15 protein-coding genes and 6 tRNA genes are annotated in these 20,318 nt (G+C 68.4%); 5 read left to right on the forward strand and 16 right to left on the reverse strand.

The genetic code is table 11. From position 1 onward, the window contains the following. Nucleotides 1-92 precede the first annotated feature (92 nt). Nucleotides 93-1,823, forward strand: a complete 1,731-nt coding sequence (locus tag Q0937_RS11290; RefSeq protein WP_299303625.1) for a DUF349 domain-containing protein — start codon at nt 93-95, stop codon at nt 1,821-1,823. 174 nt (nt 1,824-1,997) lie between these two features. Continuing rightward, nucleotides 1,998-2,750: a hypothetical protein gene (locus Q0937_RS11295; RefSeq protein ID WP_299303626.1), complete on the forward strand. Its 753-nt coding sequence runs from the start codon at nt 1,998-2,000 to the stop codon at nt 2,748-2,750. On the opposite strand, the gene Q0937_RS11300 is transcribed toward Q0937_RS11295, so the two are convergent. The 16 genes from Q0937_RS11300 to Q0937_RS11375 form a co-directional block, all read right to left on the reverse strand. Further along, nucleotides 2,690-5,122, reverse strand: coding sequence for a bifunctional (p)ppGpp synthetase/guanosine-3',5'-bis(diphosphate) 3'-pyrophosphohydrolase (locus Q0937_RS11300; RefSeq protein ID WP_299303627.1), 2,433 nt, complete (start codon nt 5,120-5,122; stop codon nt 2,690-2,692). The genes Q0937_RS11295 and Q0937_RS11300 overlap by 61 nt on opposite strands. Nucleotides 5,123-5,244: 122 nt before the next feature. Then, a complete protein-coding gene (locus tag Q0937_RS11305) occupies nt 5,245-5,796 on the reverse strand; it encodes an adenine phosphoribosyltransferase (protein ID WP_299303629.1) in 552 nt (183 codons plus the stop codon). Continuing rightward, a complete protein-coding gene (gene secF, locus Q0937_RS11310) occupies nt 5,793-7,010 on the reverse strand; it encodes a protein translocase subunit SecF (RefSeq protein WP_299303631.1) in 1,218 nt (405 codons plus the stop codon). Before secF ends, Q0937_RS11305 begins: the two co-directional genes overlap by 4 nt. Further along, nucleotides 7,007-8,914 carry a protein translocase subunit SecD gene (gene secD / locus Q0937_RS11315; protein WP_299303632.1) on the reverse strand — a complete coding sequence of 636 codons (1,908 nt, stop codon included), beginning with the start codon at nt 8,912-8,914 and terminating at the stop codon, nt 7,007-7,009. Before secD ends, secF begins: the two co-directional genes overlap by 4 nt. Before the next feature lie 86 nt (nt 8,915-9,000). After that, the gene (yajC, locus tag Q0937_RS11320; RefSeq protein ID WP_299303634.1) at nt 9,001-9,432 is read right to left on the reverse strand and encodes a preprotein translocase subunit YajC; all 432 of its coding nucleotides are present in this window, start codon (nt 9,430-9,432) and stop codon (nt 9,001-9,003) included. A gap of 132 nt (nt 9,433-9,564) precedes the next feature. Next, nucleotides 9,565-10,611: a Holliday junction branch migration DNA helicase RuvB gene (gene ruvB, locus Q0937_RS11325; protein WP_299303636.1), complete on the reverse strand. Its 1,047-nt coding sequence runs from the start codon at nt 10,609-10,611 to the stop codon at nt 9,565-9,567. After that, a complete protein-coding gene (gene ruvA / locus Q0937_RS11330) occupies nt 10,608-11,213 on the reverse strand; it encodes a Holliday junction branch migration protein RuvA (protein WP_299303638.1) in 606 nt (201 codons plus the stop codon). Before ruvA ends, ruvB begins: the two co-directional genes overlap by 4 nt. Before the next feature lie 26 nt (nt 11,214-11,239). After that, on the reverse strand, nt 11,240-11,833 hold the full coding sequence (gene ruvC / locus Q0937_RS11335) for a crossover junction endodeoxyribonuclease RuvC (RefSeq protein ID WP_299303640.1): 594 nt from the start codon (nt 11,831-11,833) through the stop codon (nt 11,240-11,242). A 61-nt stretch (nt 11,834-11,894) separates the two neighbouring features. After that, the gene (locus Q0937_RS11340) at nt 11,895-12,653 is read right to left on the reverse strand and encodes a YebC/PmpR family DNA-binding transcriptional regulator (protein WP_299303642.1); all 759 of its coding nucleotides are present in this window, start codon (nt 12,651-12,653) and stop codon (nt 11,895-11,897) included. Nucleotides 12,654-12,772: 119 nt separating this feature from the next. Then, nucleotides 12,773-14,050, reverse strand: a complete 1,278-nt coding sequence (locus Q0937_RS11345) for a PrsW family intramembrane metalloprotease (protein ID WP_299303644.1) — start codon at nt 14,048-14,050, stop codon at nt 12,773-12,775. Between the two features lie 104 nt (nt 14,051-14,154). Next, the gene (locus Q0937_RS11350) at nt 14,155-14,712 is read right to left on the reverse strand and encodes an HIT domain-containing protein (protein ID WP_299303646.1); all 558 of its coding nucleotides are present in this window, start codon (nt 14,710-14,712) and stop codon (nt 14,155-14,157) included. Beyond that, the gene (gene thrS, locus Q0937_RS11355; RefSeq protein WP_299303648.1) at nt 14,709-16,709 is read right to left on the reverse strand and encodes a threonine--tRNA ligase; all 2,001 of its coding nucleotides are present in this window, start codon (nt 16,707-16,709) and stop codon (nt 14,709-14,711) included. Before thrS ends, Q0937_RS11350 begins: the two co-directional genes overlap by 4 nt. 160 nt (nt 16,710-16,869) lie before the next feature. Next, nucleotides 16,870-16,944 (reverse strand) — tRNA-Val (locus Q0937_RS11360). 27 nt (nt 16,945-16,971) lie between these two features. Then, nucleotides 16,972-17,042 (reverse strand) — tRNA-Cys (locus Q0937_RS11365). Nucleotides 17,043-17,102: 60 nt separating this feature from the next. Further along, nucleotides 17,103-17,175: transfer RNA gene (locus Q0937_RS11370), tRNA-Gly, on the reverse strand. Nucleotides 17,176-17,201: 26 nt separating this feature from the next. Next, a tRNA-Val gene (locus Q0937_RS11375) sits at nt 17,202-17,273 on the reverse strand. A 424-nt stretch (nt 17,274-17,697) separates the two neighbouring features. Between Q0937_RS11375 and Q0937_RS11380 the strand changes: the two genes are divergently transcribed. The 3 genes from Q0937_RS11380 to glgX all read left to right on the forward strand — a co-directional run bounded on the left by Q0937_RS11380 (nt 17,698) and on the right by glgX (nt 20,258). After that, nucleotides 17,698-17,773: transfer RNA gene (locus Q0937_RS11380), tRNA-Gly, on the forward strand. A 27-nt stretch (nt 17,774-17,800) separates the two neighbouring features. After that, nucleotides 17,801-17,875 (forward strand) — tRNA-Val (locus tag Q0937_RS11385). A 193-nt stretch (nt 17,876-18,068) separates the two neighbouring features. Then, nucleotides 18,069-20,258: a glycogen debranching protein GlgX gene (gene glgX / locus Q0937_RS11390; RefSeq protein WP_299303650.1), complete on the forward strand. Its 2,190-nt coding sequence runs from the start codon at nt 18,069-18,071 to the stop codon at nt 20,256-20,258. Nucleotides 20,259-20,318 lie beyond the last annotated feature (60 nt).

A 20,318-nucleotide genomic window follows, 5' to 3' on the forward strand; every position in this document is an offset into this window, starting at 1 on the left:
CCCGATATCGGGGGCAGTCCATGTGCCAGCCCGGCCGTCCTCTTGGCGGCAGTGTCCCGCCCCGCAGCGGATCCCTTCGAAGGAGCTCAATCGTGAGCGAGTCCGAGACTCCCGTCCCCGCGTCGAACCCCGCCGCTCAGCCTGCCCAGCCGTCAGCTGATCAGCCCTCGACCTCCCCGACAGCCCCTGATCCCGCGGCGACGAGCACCGACTCCGGTGCGCCCATCGACTCCCCGGAGTCGGCCGCTCCCGCAGCAGAGGCCCCCACCGAGAGCGATCCGGAAGCAGTCGCCCCCGAGGCAGCCGCCGCGGAGGACGTGGTGGAAGACACCGCCGACACCGACGCGGACGCAGAGCCAGCGGCAGAGCCAGCGGCAGAGCCAGCGGCGGAGCCTGCTGAAGAGCCCTCCCCGACACCTGCTGCTCCGACACCGAAGCCGCCGGTGCCGGGCGCGCGCGGACCGCGGCCGAAGCCCTCGATCCCCTCCCCCGCCGCGATCGCCGCGAAGAAGCCCAGCGCCGCCCTGCTGCCGGTCGCGCCGCCGGTCGCCGAGTACGACGCCGAACAGATCGCTGCGGCAGCAGCCTTCGGGTCGGTCGGCGAGGACGGCACCATCACGGTCCAGGACGGCACGCAGGTGCGCACCGTCGGCACCGCGGCCGATTCGGATCCTCAGGCGGCCCTCGAGCCCTTCGCTCGGGGCTACCTCGATCTGGTGGCCTTCCTCGACCTCACGCAGTCCACGTTGAATGCTCCCGAGCACACCCAGAACGAGCTGAATCGGCTCCTGGAGAATCTGCGGAAGAACCTGAAGGAGCCGCAGGTGGTGGGGGACATCCCGGCGCTGCGGGCCCGCGCCGGCGAGCTGCGGGAGCAGGCGAAGGAGAAGATCAGGGCGCTCGAGGCCCAGCGCACGGAGGGCCGTGAGGCCGCCGCCCGTCAGCGCACCGAGTTCGTCGAGTCCATCGAGGCATTGGTCGCCACTGATCCTGAACAGCTCTCCTGGAAGAACGCCGGAGACACCATGCGTCAGATGGTGCCCACCTGGAAGCAGATGCAGTCCGAGGGAGTCGCCCTGGACCGTCCCACGGAGGAGGCGCTGTGGAAGCGGCTCTCCGCCGCACGCGCCACCTTCGACCGGATGCGCAAGCAGTTCTTCTCGCAGCTGGACGAGAAGCACTCCGAGGCCGCCACGGTCAAGGAGGATCTCATCGCGCGCGCCGAAGCGATGCAGGAGTCCACCGACTGGGGCACCACCGTCCGTGCCTACAAGGATCTGATGGCCGAGTGGCGCAACGCGCCGCGCGGAGGCCGGAAGAAGGATGACGCCCAGTGGAAGCGCTTCAAGGCCGCTCAGGACACCTTCTTCTCGGCGCGCAATGCCGATCTTCATGAGACCGAGGAGGAGCAGCGCAAGAACCTCGAGGCGAAGGAGACCCTGCTGACCGAGGCCGAGGCCATCGATCCCGCCAAGGATCTCGAGGGCGCGAAGAAGGCACTGCGCTCCGTCCAGGACCGGTGGGAGGACGCAGGGAAGGTGCCCCGAGGGGACATGCGGCGCATCGATGACCGGCTGCGCGCCGTGGAGCGAGCCGTGAAGAACGCCGAGCAGGACGAATGGCGTCGCACCGATCCTCGCACCAAGGCTCGTGTGGAGGGCGCTTCCTCGCAGCTGCACTCCGCGATCGCCTCCTACCAGGATGCTCTCGACAAGGCGATCGCGGGCGGCGACCCGTCCAAGATCGCCGAGGCGGAGTCGGCGCTCGAGGCTCGCAAGGAGTGGCTCGCGGTGATCGAGCGCTCCGCTCGCGACCTCGGCTGACCGCTGCACGTCGCAGTCAGGCTCCAGCGGGCGTCACCGGCTTCCGGGTGACCGCCGGCTCGGGACATCGTCTCCGCGGCTCCGCGACGAGCGACTGTTCCTCCACCGCCCCGTCTGTGCACAAGGACAGGCGGGGCGATTGCCATCGGACCCTCGTCTTGCCAGAGTCGGTGCATGGAACTGCTTCTCACCTCGCACCGCACCGTCCCCCAGAACGCCACCGGTCCTCCGGATCCGTGCTCCTCGCGAGCGCTCGACCCGGTCCATGAGCCAGTCGGGATGACCTCGATCGGGTTGTGCGCAGCCTGGTCCCGGCACGCCGCCGAGCTGGCGGTCCCCCTCGGTGCCGCCCTTCAGCGCTGGGACGAGACCCCGTCGACCCACGCCCTCGTGGCCGACGGCTATCTCACCCGGATCCTGCCGGGCATCTTCCTCCCGCCCGATCTGCTGCGCAGCGCCGTGCAGAGAGCGCTCGCCCTCGGCTGCGCACTGGGCGCTCAGCTGCAGGCCCATCACGTCATCGCGGGGCCCTCGGCGGCCTGGGTGGTGCTGGGTGGGAAGCCTCCGCCCTCTGCGGAGCTGCTCTCCCCCGCCCATCGCGGGGATCAGGCGGGTGTGGTGCTGCGACATGCCCGACTGCAGCCCGACGAGGTCGAGACGATCGGAGGAGCGCCGGTCACGATCCCGGTGCGCACGGCGATGGATCTTCTGAGGTTCGCTCCGTCATGGGTCGCAGAGCCGGCGCTGCAGCGGCTGGTCGCCGAGGGCCATGTGCAGGTTCCCGAGATTCGCCAGCGCCTGCACCGCATGCACCGTCACCCCGGGGTGCAGGCGGCCAGGGAACGGCTCGAGCAGCTGCTGGGGGATCAGCCGGCGACCAGCGGGGCGCCGGAGCCCACCGGCCTGCCATCCGCCGTGACTCGGTAGACGTCGTAGACGCCCTCGATGCGCCGCACCTGGGCAAGAACCGACTGCAGATGGGAGGGATCGGCGAGCTCGAAGGAGAAGAAGGTGGTGGCCAGGCGATCAGTGTTCGAGTGGGCGGAGGCCGACTGCAGATTCACCTGCTGCTCCGAGATCACCAGTGCGAGATCGGTGAGCAGTCGGGGACGATCCAGGGCCTCGACCTTGATGTGCACGAGATAGGCCGTGCTGTGCCGCCCCGACCACGCGACCTGCACGATCCGGTCCGGCTGCTGCTCCTGCAGCTGGACCGCGTTCGCACAGCTGTCGTGGTGCACGGAGATCCCGGAGCCCCGGGTGATGAACCCGACGATCGGATCCCCGGGAACCGGGGCACAGCACTTCGCGAGCTTGACCCACAGATCCGCGTGCCCATCGACGATGACGCCCTGATCGGTCTCTGAGGTATGCCGCTCCGCTCGGCTGCCGCGGGGCCGAACCCGCGAGGGCAGCGTGATCTCCGCCAGGTCCTCCTCGGCGCCGTCGGAACCGCCGAACGAGGCCCGCAGCTTCTCGACCACGTGCTGCGAGCCGGTGTGGCCCTCACCGATCGAGGTGTACAGCGCATCGACGGAGGGGAGGTTGAGGTCATCTGCGACGGTGGCGAGGGTCTCGTGCGTCAGCAGTCGGCGCATCGGCAGATCCTGCCTCCGCAGCGCCTTCGCCAGCTCTTCCTTGCCCTTCTCGAGAGCTTCCTCGCGACGCTCCTTCGAGAACCATTGACGGATCTTGCTGCGGGCCCGCGGTGACTGCACGAAGCCGAGCCAGTCCCGGCTGGGGCCGGCATCCGGGGACTTCGAGGTGAAGACCTCGACCACATCGCCGGTGGACAACGAGGACTCCAACGACACCAGTCGGCCGTTCACCCGCGCACCGATGGTGCGGTGCCCCACCTCGGTGTGGACCGTGTAGGCGAAGTCGACGGGAGTCGCACCCTGGGGAAGCGCCAGCACGTCACCCTTGGGGGTGAAGACGTAGACCTCCTGGGTGTTGATCTCGAAGCGGAGCGAGTCCAGGAACTCCCCCGAATCGGTGGTCTCCTTCTGCCAATCCATGAGTTGGCGCAACCAGGCCGCATCGTTGGCGATCGGGGTGACCTCTGCGCCGCCCTGCTGAGCGGACATGGCCTTGTACTTCCAGTGCGCGGCCACCCCGTACTCGGCGCGCCGGTGCATCTCCCGGGTGCGGATCTGGATCTCGACCGGCTTGCCGGTGGGACCGATCACCGTGGTGTGCAACGACTGGTACAGGTTGAACTTCGGCAGCGCGATGTAATCCTTGAACCTGCCCTGCACCGGGGACCAGCGGGCATGCAGCGTGCCCAGCACCCCGTAGCAGTCCCTGACCGAGTCCACCAGCACCCGCACCCCGACCAGGTCGTAGATGTCGGAGAAGTCGCGACCCCGGACGATCATCTTCTGATAGATCGAGTAGTAGTGCTTGGGCCGGCCGGTGACCTCAGCCTTGATCTTCGCCTTGCGCAGGTCCTCGTTGATCTGGGACGAGACGGTGGAAAGGTACTGCTCGCGGGCAGGCGCATGCTGGGCGACCAGGGAGACGATCTCCTCGTACACCTTCGGATAGAGCACCTGGAAGGAGCGGTCCTCGAGCTCCCACTTCATCGTGTTCAGGCCCAGCCGGTGCGCCAGCGGCGCATAGATCTCCAGGGTCTCCTTCGCCTTCCGCTCGGCGGAGGCTGCGGGGACGTACTTCCAGGTGCGGGCGTTGTGGAGACGATCGGCGAGCTTGATCAGCAGCACCCGGACGTCACGGCTCATCGCCACGATCATCTTCCGCACGGTCTCGGCCTGAGCGGCCTCCCCGTAGGTGACCTTGTCCAGCTTGGTGACCCCGTCGACCATCACGGCGATGACCTCACCGAATTCGGCACGCAGGCGGTCCAGCGAGTAGTCGGTGTCTTCGACGGTGTCGTGGAGCAGCGCCGCCGCGACCACCTCCGCGGGAGATCCGAGCTCCCCCAGGATCGTCGCGACCGAGACCGGATGCGTGATGTAGGGGTCGCCGCTCTTGCGGGTCTGCCCTCGGTGGGCTCGTTCGGCGACGGTGTACGCCCGCCGGATGACCTCCAGGTTCTCCTTCGGGCTGACCGCTGTCATCGTCTCGAGCAGCGGCGAGAGCAGGGGGTCCACGCCGGTGCCGGCACGGGGTGCGAAGAACGACAGCCGCGAGCGGGCGCGGCGCGGCGCAGGAGAGGGGGTCCGCGGCGAAGAGGGGGTCCGCAGCGAAGAGGCAGGCTGCGCCGCTGACGGACTGCTCTGGTCGCCCGGCCCGGCATCGTCTGCCTTGACCGGCTCGGATGCTGGCTGCTGCGACATGCACACCTCCTGGCTGGGAAGCTTCAGTCTACGCGCGGGTCACCGCTGTGCGAACGCATCCCACTGCCGCAGCGCAGCCCCGCCGCCGTGCTGGGCGCGCAGGAGCAGGGCGAGCGACAGGGTCAGTTGTCGAGGGTCCACACCGCCGACAGCGGCACTCCCGGCAGCCGCTCACGGCCGCCCAGCCCGTCGAGCTCGATGAGGAACGAGGCGCCGAGAATCTCGACATCGAAACGGCGGGCCAGCTCGACGGTCGCCGCCGCCGTGCCCCCGGTGGCCAGCAGATCATCCACGATGAGGGTACGGGCCCCGGCGGGGAGCGAGTTCTCGGGCAGCTGGATCACCGCGCTCCCGTACTCGAGGTCATAGGTGAGCCCGGTCGGATTGCCCGGGAGCTTCCCCGCCTTGCGGGCCGGGATGAAGCCGGCACCGATCTCATAGGCCAGAGGCGCACCCAGCATGAAGCCGCGCGCCTCGGTCCCGATGATGTACTCGACGTCCTCGGGGATCAGGGTCCTCCAGTAACGGATCACTGCACGCAGGGCGTCGGCATCACGCAGCAGAGGGGTGATGTCCCGGAACAGCACGCCGGGGCTCGGGAAGTCCGGGTACTCGGCGATGTGGGTGTGCAGCAGCTCGTCGATCAGCGCTGCGCCGGGCACGGAGTCGCTCATCGGTGACCTCCCTTGGGGGTGGTGCGATGGCGACGGTTCGTGCGGCGAGGCTGACGTCGCTCGCGGGTGACCTCCGGCTCGGAGTCCGTGCCGGGGTCCGCGGGCTCCTCGGCGAAGGGGCCGTCCGGCGCGGGCTTCTCGGCGAAGGGGCCGTCCGGCGCGGGCTCCTGGAGGTCTGATCCCGCCGGGTCCGCGGCGGTGGTGATGCGGCGGCTCTCGCCGGGTGCCTCTGCGCTCTCGCCCCGACGCTCCCGCAGCACCCCAGCGGTGTGCGCGGCGATCTCGGGCTCGCGGCTGCGCAGCTCCACCAGGAACCCCGGCGCGAGGAAGATCGAGGAGTAGGTGCCCGCGATGATGCCGATGAACAGCGCCAGCGAGATGTCCTTCAGCGTGCCGGCGCCGAGCAGGAAGGCGCCGATCGCGAGGATCGAGCCGATCGGCAGCAGAGCCACGACCGAGGTGTTGATCGAGCGCACCAGGGTCTGGTTCGCGGCCAGCTGCACCTGGTCGGCGAAAGTCCTCCGCCGCTGGCGGGTGAGACCGTCGGTGTTCTCCCGGACCTTGTCGAACACCACGATCGTGTCGTAGAGCGAATAGCCCATCACGGTGAGGAACCCGATCACGGTGCCCGGGGTGATCTCGAAGCCCACCACCAGGTACACGCCCGCGGTGATCAGCATGTCGTGCACCAGCGCACCCATCGCAGCCAGGGAGGCCTTGAGGTTGCGGAAGTACAGGGCCATCATCCCGGCGACCAGCATCAGGAAGACGACCACGCCTCGGAGCATCTTCTGAGTGACGTCACCGCTCCACACCGGACCGATGTAGGAGGTGGAGATCGCCTCCGGAGAGACCTCGTAGGCGGCGGCGAGGTCCTGCGCGAGGGTGGCGGTCTCCGTCGAGTCGAGCTGCTCGGTCTGCACCCGCACGGTGTCCTGGCCGAGCACGGTGACCTTCGGTTCGCGATCAGGCACGTGTTCGCGCACCACGTCGCGGGCGGAGCTCTGCTCGGTGTCGGAGACCCCCGCGATCTGGAACTCGGAGCCGCCGGTGAACTCGATGCCGAGGTTCGGTCCGCGCACGCCGGCCAGGACGGCGAGCAGCACGATGGTGATCGCGCTGAGGAGATACCAGGTCTTCCTCCGGCTCACCAGCGGGATGATCCGACGCCCCGCGTGGAGGTCGTTGCCGAATCGGGCGAAGGTCGCGCTCATCGGCTCTGCTCCTCGGTGTCGTCGCCGGCCACGGGCCGGTCCTCAGGGTCGGGGCTCGCCTGATGGGGCTCGTCGGGGACGCTCTGCCCGTCGTCCGCAGGAGCGGTCTGCTCCGCGGCTTCCCTCTCCAGGCGTGCGCGGCGCACCGCGATCGGTTCCCGCGCCTCCTCCTCGGCGCTGCGACGCCCACGACCTGTGCGCTCTCCGGCCAGGCGCACCCGACCGCGTCCGGCGTAGGCCGGTACGTCGCGGTCCAGTCGTGCCGGGTCCAGCCCGCTCCAGGGATGGCCCTTGCCGAAGAACCGGGTGCGCACCAGCGCCTGCAGCACAGGATGGGTGAACAGGAAGACGACCAGCAGGTCGAGCAGGGTGGTCAGCCCCAGCACGAAGGCGAAGCCGCGCACCCCTCCGGTGGAGAGGACATAGAGGACCACAGCGGCGAGAAGGTTCACCGTGTCGGAGGCGAGGATGGTGCGCTTGGCGCGATCCCAGCCATGGTCCACCGCAGCGACGATCCCACGGCCCTCGCGGATCTCGTCGCGCACCCGCTCGAAGTAGACGATGAACGAGTCAGCGGTGAAGGCGATCGCCACGATCAGCCCCACCACGCCGGCCAGCGAGAGGCGGTAGCCGATGTCAGGGATGTTCGACAGGATCGTGAGCGTGGCGTACGTCAGCAGGCCCATGATCAGCAGGCTCGCGGTGGTGACGATCGAGAGCAGGCGGTACTGGGCGAAGGCGTACAGGACCACGAGCGCCAGGCCGATGAGACCGGCGATCAATCCCATCTGCAGCTGGTCCGCGCCGAGGGTGGCAGAGATCTGCTGCTCGGAGGCGACCTCGAACTCGAGCGGGAGTGCACCGAACCGCAGCTGGTCGGAGAGCTGGCTGGCCTCCTCCTGCGAGAAGTTGCCGGAGATCGACGCCTCCCCGCCGGGAGATGGCTCCTGGACCTCAGGGGCGGAGATGACCATCCCGTCCAGCACGATGCCGAAGGCCGCGGTCGCGCCCTCCCCGCCGTACAGAGCCTTGGTCATATCGGAGAACGACGCCGCAGTGCTGTCGTTGAAGCTCATGTTCACGACGTAGTAGCCGGTGGCCTGGCCGGTGGGCGTGACATCCGAGGCCACGCCCGAGCTCTCGATCGCTGAGCCGGCGACGACCTCGGGGCCGAGCAGGTACTTCGCGGCGCCGTTCGGATCGCATGCCACCACAGGCTCGTCCGGCGCCGCCGCCGCGGCCCGCTCCTGCTGCGCGGCAGGATCGACGCAGTCGGCGCTCATCAGCTCGGTCTGGATCTCCGGCGTGAGCCAGTCCAGGCTCCACGCCGGGTAGGGCAGGTCGCCCTCGGCCGGGGCAGGCGGCGGTGCGAGGGAGGAGTCCTCGCTGATCAGCCCATCGAACAGGTGCTGAGAGGGATCCGCGGGAGGTGCGCTCGACGTCTCGTCACCAGTGTCAGAGGCCTCTCCGCCGCCATCGGAGGTCTCGCCGCCGCCGTCGGAGGGCATCGGCTCTCCGGTGCCCTCCGGGGCCACCACGCCGAGCACCGGCCGGAACGACATCGAGGCCGTCTGGCGGACGGCCTCCGAGGTCGCCTGGTCCAGCTGGCCCGGGACATCGATGACGATGTTGGTGCCGCCCTGCACGGTGATCTCGGTCTCCGCGACGCCCATGGCGTTGACGCGCTGACTCATGATCTGGCGGGCCTGCTCCATGGCCGTGGCGTCGATGGCCGAGCCATCTCGCGACTGCGCCTGCAGGATGATCTGGGTGCCGCCCTCGAGGTCGAGGGCGAGTTTGGGCGCTGGTTGCCAGTCGCCCTTCCAGACCCCGGCACCGATCCCGCCGCCGAGCAGCAGGATCAGCACCGCAAGGGCCGCGAGGGCTATGCGACGTGCGGGCATGGTGCGAAGTTCCTCAGGACGGCGGGCAGGCGGTGATCAGGGGACCAAGCCGCGAGCGACCCGATCGGAGGTGATGGTGAGGCGACTCAGCGGTCGTCGCGACGCGGGTCATCGCTGCGGAGACCCTCATCGGCGACGGTCACGCCGGGGATCTCGCGAGCGTCGTCGGCCGCGGTGCTCTGCTCGTCCGCAGTGCTGTGCTCGTCCGCGGCGCTCTGCTCGTCCGCGTGGTCCTCGAGGTCGGTGACGAACTCGTCGACCGGATCGACCCGCTGGGAGATGGCCTGGCGGGCCCACTTCGTCTGGGCGCCGTTCTCGGACTCGAGGATCACGATGTCGTCGTAGGAGTCGATGATCAGGCCGTAGAAGCCGGAATGGGTGCGCACCTCATCGCCGACGCCGAGCTGCTTGACCAGATCCGCCTGCTTCTGCTGCATCTTCTTCTGGCGATTCGACATGAACAGCAGCGGCAGCATCATGACAGCGAAGATGAGCAGGAGAGGAAGGAGGGATTCCACGAGGTTCCTTTCGGCGGACGGGCCCTGACGATGCTCATGCATGGTGCGGGACCTGCCGCGGACGATTGACCGCTCCACTGTACCCGGCGGGGCGTCGCTCGCCTCCCAGGGTGAGCGGAGGATCGTCGATGCTCAGAAGCGACCGAGCATGGGCGCGATGCCTCCGGGGCCCTCCGGTGGTTCGAGGCCCAGGTGGGCCCATGCGGACGGAGCTGCCGCACGACCGCGCGGCGTGCGCAGCAGGAAGCCCTCTCGCACCAGATAGGGCTCGACCATCGTCTCGACCGTCTCGGTCTCCTCCCCCACGGCGACCGCGAGGGTGGACAGGCCCACCGGACCGCCCGCGAACCGCCCGCACAGCGCGGCGAGCACTGCGCGGTCCAGACGGTCCAGCCCGCGCTCGTCGACCTCATAGACGCGAAGGGCCTCCTTCGCGGCGTCGAGGTCGAGGCGCCCGGTGCCGCGGACCTGAGCCCAGTCGCGCACCCGGCGCAGCAGTCGGTTGGCGATGCGCGGGGTGCCCCGGGCGCGAGAGGCGATCTCGCTCCCTGCCGCTTCCTCGAGCTCGATCTCGAGCCGCAGCGCAGAGCGGCGCACCACTTCTCGCAGCTCATCGGCCCCGTAGAAGTCAAGATGGCCCATGAAGCCGAAGCGGTCACGCAGCGGCGCCGGCAGCAGGCCCGCGCGAGTCGTGGCTCCGACCACGGTGAACGGGGGCAGGTCCAAGGGGATGGACGTCGCTCCGACCCCCTTCCCGACGATCACATCGACCCGGAAGTCCTCCATCGCTATGTAGAGCATCTCCTCGGCGGGGCGCGCGAGGCGATGGATCTCGTCGATGAACAGGACTTCGCCCTCATCGAGCGAGGAGAGGATCGCGGCCAGGTCGCCGGCATGCTGCACCGCCGGTCCGGAAGTGATCCGCAGCGGGGCGGCCAGCTCGGCCGCGATGATCATCGCGAGGGTGGTCTTTCCCAGGCCCGGCGGGCCGGAGAGCAGCACGTGCTCCGGGGGCCTGCCTCGGGCGGCGGCGGCATCGAGGACCAGGGACAGCTGATCGCGGACGACCTGCTGGCCCACGAACTCATCGAGCCGGCGCGGCCGCAGAGCGGCCTCCGCGGCGCGCTCGGGTGGCACCGCCTCGGCGCTGGTCACCGACGGCGTGTCGTCCTCGGTCATCGATGCCCTCCGAGGCCTCGCAGGGCCAGCCGCAGCAGCTCCGCAGAACCGAGCTGCTCTCCGCCGGCCGCGCGAGCGGAATCGACCGCTCCGGTCGCCGCCTTCTCCGCCCAGCCGAGGCCCACCAGCGCGTCCACGACATCGGCGTCGGGTCCCTGGGGGATGCTCGGCGACGCCGGTGCTCCGGAGGCGACGGCAGTGGGTGCGGGCAGCTTGCCGCCGAGCTCGAGCAGCATGCGGCTGGCGACCTTCGGCCCGATGCCGGGGGTCCGGGTGAGCGTCTTGGCGTTCTGCTCCGCGACGGCGCGACGCAGCTCCTCGGGCTCGAGCACCGCGAGCACCGCGAGCGCGGTGCGGGGGCCGATCCCGGAGACCGACTGCACGATGCGGAAGGTCTCCGCCTCCTCCGCGTGGGGGAACCCGTAGAGGGTCATCGAGTCCTCCCGCACCACCAGCTCGGTGTGCAGGGTGAGCTCGGCGCCGTGCCGGGTGGCGCTGAGCGCCTCAGGGGTGGTGCGGACGAGATACCCGATCCCCGCCACCTCCAGCACGAGGGAGTCGAGGTCGATACGGGCGACTCGCCCGGTCAGGGATGCGATCACCCGGCCATCCTAGAACACACGTTCGATCAGTGCCGGGAGGAGGAGCGTTCCCTGGCGCGTCGCGCCTCCCGCTCCGCCCGGGCCCACACCGCCTGCGCGCTGGTGCGCGCTCCCCCGCCGGCATCGAGCGCCACCGGACCGGGGCCGCGCCAGAGCTGGGTCAGCGCGATCGCCACCGCATCGGAGGCGTCGGCCGGCTGCGGTGCGGTATCGAGCCCCAGCAGCTTGATCAGCATGGTCTGGATCTGCTTCTTGTCAGCCCGGCCGCTGCCGGTCACCGCCGCCTTCACCTCCGAGGGGGTGTGCAGCGCGACCGGGATGCCGCGCTCGGCGGCCTCCAGCAGCGCGATGCCCGAGACCTGCGCGGTGCCCATCACGGTGGAGATGTTGTTCTGGCTGAAGACCCGTTCGACGGCCACCGTGTCGGGTCCGAACTCCTCGAGCACGGCGCGCAGGCCGCGAGCGATCGTCAGCAGTCGCTGGTCGAGCGGAGAATCCGCCGAGGAGACGATCACCCCGGCATGGACGAGCTTCGCGCGGCGGCCGCCGAGGGCATCGACGACCCCGATCCCGCAGCGGGTCAGCCCAGGATCGACGCCCAGCACGCGCAGCGTGGTCATCGCCTGCGCCCCCGAGCGGACGGCGCGCCCTCGCTGCCGGAGGCCGCGCCGTCCCCGTGGATCACTCGGAGTCCGCGAGCTGGGCTGCGACGTCGTCCGGGATGTCGAGGTTCGAGAAGACGTTCTGCACGTCATCGCTGTCCTCGAGCGCCTCGATCAGGCGCAGAGCCTTCTGCGCACCCTCGAGATCCACCGGGGTGCGCATGGTGGGCACGAACTGCGCCTCGGCGCTGTCGTAGTCGATGCCCGCCTCCTGCAGCGCCGTGCGCACGGCCACCACGTCGGTGGCCTCGGAGAGGATCTCGAAGGTCTCGCCCTCGTCGTTGATCTCCTCGGCGCCGGCATCGAGGACCACCTCGAGGAGCTCGTCCTCACTGTGCTCTGCCTTGGAGACGGCGACCACGCCCTTGCGCTCGAACAGGTACGACACCGAGCCGGACTCCGCCATGTTGCCGCCGTTGCGGTTGAAGGCCAGGCGGACCTCGGAGACGGCACGATTCTTGTTGTCGGTGAGGCACTCGACCAGGACTGCGACACCGCCGGGGGCATAGCCCTCGTACATCAGCGTCTCGTAGTCGACGCCTCCGCCATCGAGCCCGCCGCCACGCTTGACGGCGCGGTCGATGTTGTCGTTGGGCACGGAGGTCTTCTTCGCCTTCTGGATGGCGTCGAAGAGGGTGGGGTTGCCGACAGGGTCAGGACCACCCATGCGTGCGGCAACTTCGATGTTCTTGACCAGCTTGGCAAACAGCTTGCCTCGTCTGGCATCGATGATGGCCTTCTTGTGCTTGGTGGTCGCCCACTTGGAATGCCCCGACATCTTTCTCCTCCCGGCTCTGCCGCCGAACGGCGGCGAATTGCCGTCCCATTCTAGGCCAGTGCAGGAATGTTCCAGGAGACATGGCCACGAGGAGCGGGCTGCTGGCGGGCGAAACCCGTTCAGCCTCGCACGACGGGCGCAGTCAGCGAGCCGATCAGGCGACGGTCGGCGGTGACCGTCTCGAGCAGCTCGCGCTCACGTGCACGTGTCTTCGCGCTCGGCGTGCCGAACAGCACGCTGTGCCTTTCGATCCCCAGCGCGATCGAGGTCCGGATCAGATCTCGCATCGCCATCCGGGACACGGCGCCGTGGCGGGCCGCCCAGCGCTCGGCCCGTCGGCGGCGACGCATCGAGACCAGCAGCTCCACCTCGTCGGGCGAGAACCAGCCGGCCCTCCCGTATTCCGCGAGCTGGCGGCGCAGGATGCGCTTCTCCCGCAGTCGGAGGAAGAGCACGATCGCGACCAGCAGCACGAAGATCGGCACCTGCACCGTGACGTAGTAGCGCAGGAAGCCCGCCAGGGGTGCCGCGGGGTCGACCGGGATGAAGAAGGTCGAGCCGTTCCACAGCGCATGCAGCACCATGCCCAGTGACAGGCCACCCGCGCCGAGGCCGAAGTAGAGCATCAGCGATCGTCGTTCGGCGGCGATCCCCAGGCCCAGTCCGCACAGGGCGGTGAAGGAGACATGGGCGAACGGGGAGAGCACTCCGCGCAGGAAGAAGGTCTGCCAGAAGACGGCGACCTCACCGGCGGCCTGTGCCTGGTGGAACGAGTTGCCGAAGTAGAGGATGTTCTCGGTGAAGGCGAAGCCTCCGGCGATCAGCGCCGCGTAGACCACACCGTCGATCGGGCCGGCGATATAGCGACGCCCCCAGATCAGCAGGCCGATCATCCCGGCACTCTTCATGGCCTCTTCGATCACCGGAGCCTGGATGACGGCGCCCAGGAACGAATCGATCAGCTGGTTCGTCTCCGTCGGGGTGATCCACGCCGTGAAGTAGCCGCCGAACCAGAGGGTGAGCAGGACCGAGCCGATCGCACCCCAGGCGAAGGCGTAGACGAGCGACATGCGGGGCTGCGGCGTGTAGCGGTCGATCCACCACACCGCGCCGAGGACCAGCGCGACCGGAACCAGGGCGGCCGTGAAGGCGACCAGAGAGGTGCCGAAGCCCAGCGGGAGGATGACGAAGAAGTACAGCGCCAGCGCCGAGACCGCGAGCCCGAGGAAGGACAGTGCGAACAGCACCCAGCGCACCCAGGGACGTCGCCGCTTCGCGCGCTGCGCCTTCCCCTCCCCGATCTGCCCGGGAGCTCGGGGATCCACCCGCTCGACGTCATAGCCGTAGGGGTCACCCGATCGAGAGGGCGGAGCAGGGTGGGGCGGTGCGCCGGTCACGCTCGTCACGGTCGGTCCCGCCTCTCCCCCGGTCGGTGCGGCCGATGAGTTCGCTGTCCGGGGGCCTCACGGTTCAGCGTCGGCACGGCCTCGGTCATGGTAGCTCAGGGCCAGGCGTCGGCGTAGAGCTGACGGGTGTGCCCGAGCAGGATCGGGACCGCCTTCGTGCGGCCGACGATCGGCAGGAAGTTCGCATCCCCGGGCCAGCGCGGGACCACATGCTGGTGGAGGTGCGCGGCGATCCCGGCCCCCGCCACCTCGCCCTGGTTCATGCCGAGGTTGAACCCCGCCGGCCGCGACACCTCGCGGATCACGCGCATCGCCGTCCGGGTGAGCTCGGCGACCTCGAGCACCTCGGCCTCATCCAGGTCGGTGTAGTCCGAGACATGCCGGAAAGGGCACACCAGCAGGTGGCCGGCGTTGTACGGGTAGAGGTTCAGGATCACGTAGGCGGTCTCCCCCCGGTGGACGATCAGCGACTCCTCGTCGGAGCGCTGCGGTGCCGCGCAGAAGGGGCACTGCTGATCGTCGTGGGGATCCTGCGGCTTGTTCTCCCCGCCGATGTAGGCCATCCGGTGCGGGGTCCACAGCCTCTCGGTGTCGTCGGGGACGCCCGCGAAATTGCGGGCGTCCTCGACGACGGGCTCGGGATCCGAGCTCACACCTGGGCCTTCGTCGTCACAGCCTCGACGATCCGCTGGACTGCGGTATCGACATCGATGCCGTTGTCCTGGCTGCCGTCACGCATGCGGAAGGAGACCGCGCCCTTCTCCTGGTCCTCGCCGCCGGCGATGAGCAGATAGGGCACCTTCTCCTTGGTGTGGGTGCGGATCTTCTTCTGCATGCGGTCGTCCGAGGAGTCGACCTCTACGCGGATGCCGTGGGCGCGGAGCTTCGTGGCCACCTCGTCGAGATAGGGCACGTATTCCGCCGCCACCGGAATGCCGACGACCTGCACCGGGGCCAGCCACACGGGGAACGCCCCGGCGTAGTGCTCCAGGAGCACGCCGAAGAACCGCTCGATCGAGCCGAACAGCGCGCGATGGATCATCACCGGACGCTGGCGGGAGCCGTCGGACGCGGTGTACTCGAGCTCGAACAGCTCCGGCTCGAAGAAGTCCAGCTGGATCGTGGACAGCTGCCAGGTGCGACCGATCGCGTCCTTCGCCTGCACGGAGATCTTCGGCCCGTAGAAGGCGGCGCCGCCCGGGTCCGGCACCAGGTCCAGTCCGGAGGCGGTGGCGACCTCCTCGAGGGTGCGGGTCGCCTCCTCCCAGGTGCTGTCATCGCCGACGGACTTCTCGGGGTCGCGGGTGGAGAGCTCGAGGTAGAAGTCGTCCAGGCCGTAGTCCTTCAGCAGCCCGAGGACGAAGTCGAGCGTCGAGGCGATCTCCTCGCGCATCTGCTCACGGGTGGTGTAGATGTGCGCATCGTCCTGGGTGAACCCGCGAGCACGGGTCAGGCCGTGCACCACACCGGACTTCTCGTAGCGGTAGACGCTGCCGAACTCGAACAGCCGCATCGGCAGCTCGCGGTACGAACGGCCGCGCGAGCTGTAGATGAGGTTGTGCATCGGGCAGTTCATGGGCTTGAGGTAGTAGTCCTGGCCCTGCTTGGTGATGTTGCCGTCCGCATCCACCTCCTCGTCCACGTGCATCGGGGGGTACATGCCGTCGGCGTACCACTCGAGGTGCTTGGAGGTCTCGAAGAGGTTCTTCTTGGTGATGTGCGGGGTGGAGACGAAGGAGTACCCGGCCTCGACGTGCCGGCGGCGGGAGTAGTCCTCCATCTCCATCTTGATCATCGCGCCCTTGGGATGGAACACCGGCAGTCCGGAGCCGATCTCGTCGGGGAAGGAGAAGAGGTCCAGCTCGTTGCCGAGGCGGCGGTGGTCGCGGCGCTCGGCTTCGGCGATGCGCTCCTGGTGGGCACGCAGCTCGTCCTTGGAGGGCCAGGCGGTGCCGTAGACGCGCTGCAGCATCGGGTTCTTCTCGCTGCCCCGCCAGTAGGCAGCGGCGGAGCGGGTGAGCGCGAAGCCATTGCCGATGAGCTTGGTGGTGGGCAGGTGCGGGCCGCGGCACAGATCCGTCCAGACGGTCTGGCCCTTCTTGTCCACGTTGTCGTACATGGTCAGACCGCCCTCGCCGACCTCGACGCTGGCCCCTTCGGCGGCGTCGCCGGCGGTGGACTTCAGGCCGATCAGCTCGAGCTTGTAAGGCTCTGCCGCTTCCTCGGCACGCGCCGCATCGTCGGAGATCTCCCGGCGGACGAACCGCTGACCGGACTTGATGATCCGGTTCATCTCCTTCTCGAGCTCCTTGAGGGACTCCGGGGTGAACGGCTCGGAGACGTCGAAGTCGTAGTAGAAGCCGTCGGTGATCGGCGGGCCGATGCCGAGCTTGGAGTCGGGATCGGTCTTCTGCACCGCCTGGGCGAGGACGTGTGCCGCGCTGTGGCGCAGGATCGACAGCCCGTCGGGGCTGGAGATGTCGACGCCCTCGACGACCTGGCCCTCAGCGAGGGGGCTGTACAGATCGCGCAGCTCGCCGTCGATGCGCAGGGCGATGATCGAGGTGGTGCCCGCGAAGAGCTCGGTGCCCGTGGTCCCCTCGTCGATGTGCTGGGGTGATCCGTCGAGGGTGATGGCGATCTGAGCCACGGGGTCTCCTTCTGTTCGGGTCGAGCCGGCCGACGATGCCGGCTCCACGGATGATGTTAGCGGCCCGCGAAGCACGCAGGCGAGCAGCCTCCTTACCGAGGGGAGGGTGGACGGCGAGAAGCAGAAGAGCCCTGGTCCGAGGGACCAGGGCTCTTCTTCGTGGTGGGCGATACTGGGATCGAACCAGTGACCTCTTCCGTGTCAGGGAAGCGCGCTACCGCTGCGCCAATCGCCCGGAACGGCATCGTCATGATGCCGACGGAGGTGGGTACGGGATTCGAACCCGTGTACACGGCTTTGCAGGCCGTTGCCTAACCACTCGGCCAACCCACCGGGATGTGCCACACCAAAGGAAAAGGCGCTCCCGACGATCGCCGGTTGCGCCGCTCCCAGAGCGGACGACCGGATTCGAACCGGCGACCCTCACCTTGGCAAGGTGATGCTCTACCAACTGAGCTACGTCCGCATGACAAGGATCCGAAGATCCTGCCGTGGGCGATACTGGGATCGAACCAGTGACCTCTTCCGTGTGAAGGAAGCGCGCTACCCCTGCGCCAATCGCCCGAAGGTGCTGGCCACCCTCTCGAGTGGACCAGAAGAATCTTACATGGTTTCCGCAGTGCCCTGGACCGATCCGGGTGTGACCTACGTCCTGGCAAGTTTTTCGGCAGCTCCGCATCGATGCCGCCCTGTGCCGGCGGCAGGATCTCTGCCACCAGTCCTCGGCTCCGGCAGCCCTCGCCCGCACCTCTGGCCCGCGCCTGCTGCGCACGACCGTCCGACAGCATCCGAGGCACGGACGAGGCACGGAGGGATCGACCGAGGGTCCCCGCCGCAGCAACCACCGCCTCGGGTGCAGACAGAACGCAGACGGAGTGCAGACAGAGTGCAGACAGATATCGCGGTGACCTCGAACACTGTGCGGTCCCAGCATTTGCGAAGCGGGCAGGAGCAGAATATTGTCTTCCTTCGTCGGCCCAGCCGATGTGCGGACGTAGCTCAGTTGGTAGAGCATCACCTTGCCAAGGTGAGGGTCGCCGGTTCGAATCCGGTCGTCCGCTCCACCCCTCTCTCGCGTCCTCGGACGCAGGGGGCGATTGGCGCAGCGGTAGCGCGCTTCCCTGACACGGAAGAGGTCACTGGTTCGATCCCAGTATCGCCCACCACGGAAGGCCCCCTCGGTACGCCGAGGGGGCCTTCGTCATTCCCTGCACGGCCACTCTCCCTGTGCACTGCCTGTCTGCGTACGGGAGAGGCATCACGGAGATGCGCGAGCGGCTCCTCGGATCAGCGATGTGATATGTGGGCAGTGCCGCACCTCCGGGTCACGTCCAGCCAGAAGCCGTCTACTCTGGGGCTATGCAGATCTGGCCTGGACAGTCCTACCCCATGGGTGCCACCTTCGACGGCTCCGGCACCAACTTCGCCCTCTTCTCTGAGGTGGCGGAGCGTGTCGAGCTGTGCCTGATCGACGACGACGGCGCCGAGCGCCGGGTCGAGATCACCGAGGTCGACGCCTACGTGTGGCACGTCTACCTGCCGTCGGTGCAGGCCGGCCAGCGCTACGGCTTCCGTGTGCACGGCCCCTATGACCCAGCCGCAGGGCATCGCTGCGATCCCTCGAAGCTCCTGCTGGATCCCTATGCGAAGGCGATCGCCGGGATGGCGAGCAACCATCCCTCGCTCTACAGCTACGACTTCGAGGACCCCAAGGCCCGCAACACCGAGGACTCCGGCGAGCACACCATGCACTCGGTGGTCGTCTCCCCCTTCTTCGACTGGGGCAATGACCACCCGCCGGCCCACGAGTACCACGACACCGTGATCTATGAGGCTCACGTCAAGGGCCTGACGATGCTCCATCCGGACATCGATGAGGACATCCGGGGCAGCTATGTCGCGATGGGCCACCCGGCGATCATCGATCACCTCAAGGAGCTCGGCATCACCGCGGTCGAGCTGATGCCGGTCCATCAGTTCGTGCAGGACGGCCACCTGGTCGAGAAGGGCATGCGGAACTACTGGGGCTACAACACCATCGGCTTCTTCGCCCCGCACAACGAGTACGCGCACGCCGGGGAGCTGGGTCAGCAGGTCCAGGAGTTCAAGCAGATGGTCAAGAACCTCCACGAGGCGGACATCGAGGTGATCCTCGACGTGGTCTACAACCACACCGCCGAGGGCAACCAGATGGGCCCCACCCTGTGCTTCCGCGGCATCGACAACGCCGCCTACTACCGTCTGGTCGAAGAGGACAAGGCTCACTACTACGACACCACCGGCACCGGGAACTCCCTGCTGATGCGCACCCCGCACGTGCTCCAGCTGATCATGGACTCGCTGCGCTACTGGGTCACCGAGATGCACGTGGACGGATTCCGCTTCGACCTCGCCTCGACCCTCGCTCGTGAGCTGCACGAGGTGGACCGCCTCTCGGCCTTCTTCGACATCATCCAGCAGGATCCCGTGATCTCCCAGGTGAAGCTCATCGCCGAGCCCTGGGACCTGGGCGAGGGCGGTTACCAGGTGGGCGGCTTCCCCCCGCTGTGGTCGGAGTGGAACGGCAAGTACCGCGACACGGTGCGGGACTTCCACCGTTCCGAACCCGGCACGATCGGGGAGTTCACCTCGCGTCTGGCAGGCAGCTCGGATCTGTACCAGCACACTGGGCGCACCCCGATCGCCTCGATCAACTTCGTGACCGCGCACGACGGTTTCACGCTGCGGGACCTGGTCTCGTACAACGATCGTCACAACGAGGACAACGGAGAGGGCGGGAAGGACGGCGAGAGCCACAACCGCTCCTGGAACTCCGGGGTCGAGGGTCCGAGCGAGGATCCGGAGGTGCTGGATCTGCGCCTGCGTCGTATGAAGAACCTGATGGCCACGCTGCTGCTGAGCCAGGGCGTGCCGATGCTCCTGCACGGGGACGAGATGGGCCGCACCCAGAAGGGCAACAACAACACCTACTGCCAGGACAATGAGCTGGCGTGGATGGACTGGGAGCTGAACCCGTACCAGATGGAGATGCTCTGGTTCACCCAGCAGATGATCACGCTGCGGAAGGATCATCCGATCTTCCGGCGCCGTCGCTTCCTGCAGGGGGTGGTGCGCGACGGTGCCGACTCCTCGCTCGCGGACGTGGTCTGGATCGGCACCGACGGGGCACTGATGACCGAGGGGGACTGGCAGGATCCACATAACAAGTGCCTGGCCATGTTCCTCAACGGTTCCGCGATCCCGGAGCCGAACCTCCGCGGCGAGCGCATCGTCGACGAATCGGCGCTGGTGATGTTCAACGCCTCCGGCAACCCCGTGGACTTCACCCTGCCCTCGGCTGAGCACGGCACGCAGTGGAAGGTCGAGCTGGGCACCGGTGGCACGATCGATGTCGGGGACGTGCTCGAGGCCGGGCAGACGATCAGCCGACCGGCCCATTCCCTGCTCATCCTGCTGCGCCCGCCGTTGCAGGAGGAGCAGGGTGAGGACGCCGCTGTCCTGCGGGAGAACCGCGAGGACCAGGGAGAGATCCGCCCCATCCGCGCCTGAGACCGTCTCGCCCTGCCCCGGCGCAGCGACGCTGCGCCGGGGCTGTGATGAAGGAGAGCA

Source organism: uncultured Brachybacterium sp., assembly GCF_947500705.1.
Lineage (GTDB): Bacteria > Actinomycetota > Actinomycetes > Actinomycetales > Dermabacteraceae > Brachybacterium.

Excerpts from the sequence above, each read along its gene's own strand:
- ruvB (WP_299303636.1), bottom strand. The coding sequence starts at position 10,611 with ATGACCGAGGACGACACGCCGTCGGTGACCAGCGCCGAGGCGGTGCCA.
- secF (WP_299303631.1), bottom strand. The coding sequence starts at position 7,010 with ATGAGCGCGACCTTCGCCCGATTCGGCAACGACCTCCACGCGGGGCGT.
- secD (WP_299303632.1), bottom strand. The coding sequence starts at position 8,914 with ATGCCCGCACGTCGCATAGCCCTCGCGGCCCTTGCGGTGCTGATCCTG.
- Q0937_RS11340 (WP_299303642.1), bottom strand. The coding sequence starts at position 12,653 with ATGTCGGGGCATTCCAAGTGGGCGACCACCAAGCACAAGAAGGCCATC.
- Q0937_RS11300 (WP_299303627.1), bottom strand. The coding sequence starts at position 5,122 with ATGTCGCAGCAGCCAGCATCCGAGCCGGTCAAGGCAGACGATGCCGGG.
- Q0937_RS11295 (WP_299303626.1), top strand. The coding sequence starts at position 1,998 with ATGGAACTGCTTCTCACCTCGCACCGCACCGTCCCCCAGAACGCCACC.
- ruvC (WP_299303640.1), bottom strand. The coding sequence starts at position 11,833 with ATGACCACGCTGCGCGTGCTGGGCGTCGATCCTGGGCTGACCCGCTGC.
- glgX (WP_299303650.1), top strand. The coding sequence starts at position 18,069 with ATGCAGATCTGGCCTGGACAGTCCTACCCCATGGGTGCCACCTTCGAC.
- Q0937_RS11305 (WP_299303629.1), bottom strand. The coding sequence starts at position 5,796 with ATGAGCGACTCCGTGCCCGGCGCAGCGCTGATCGACGAGCTGCTGCAC.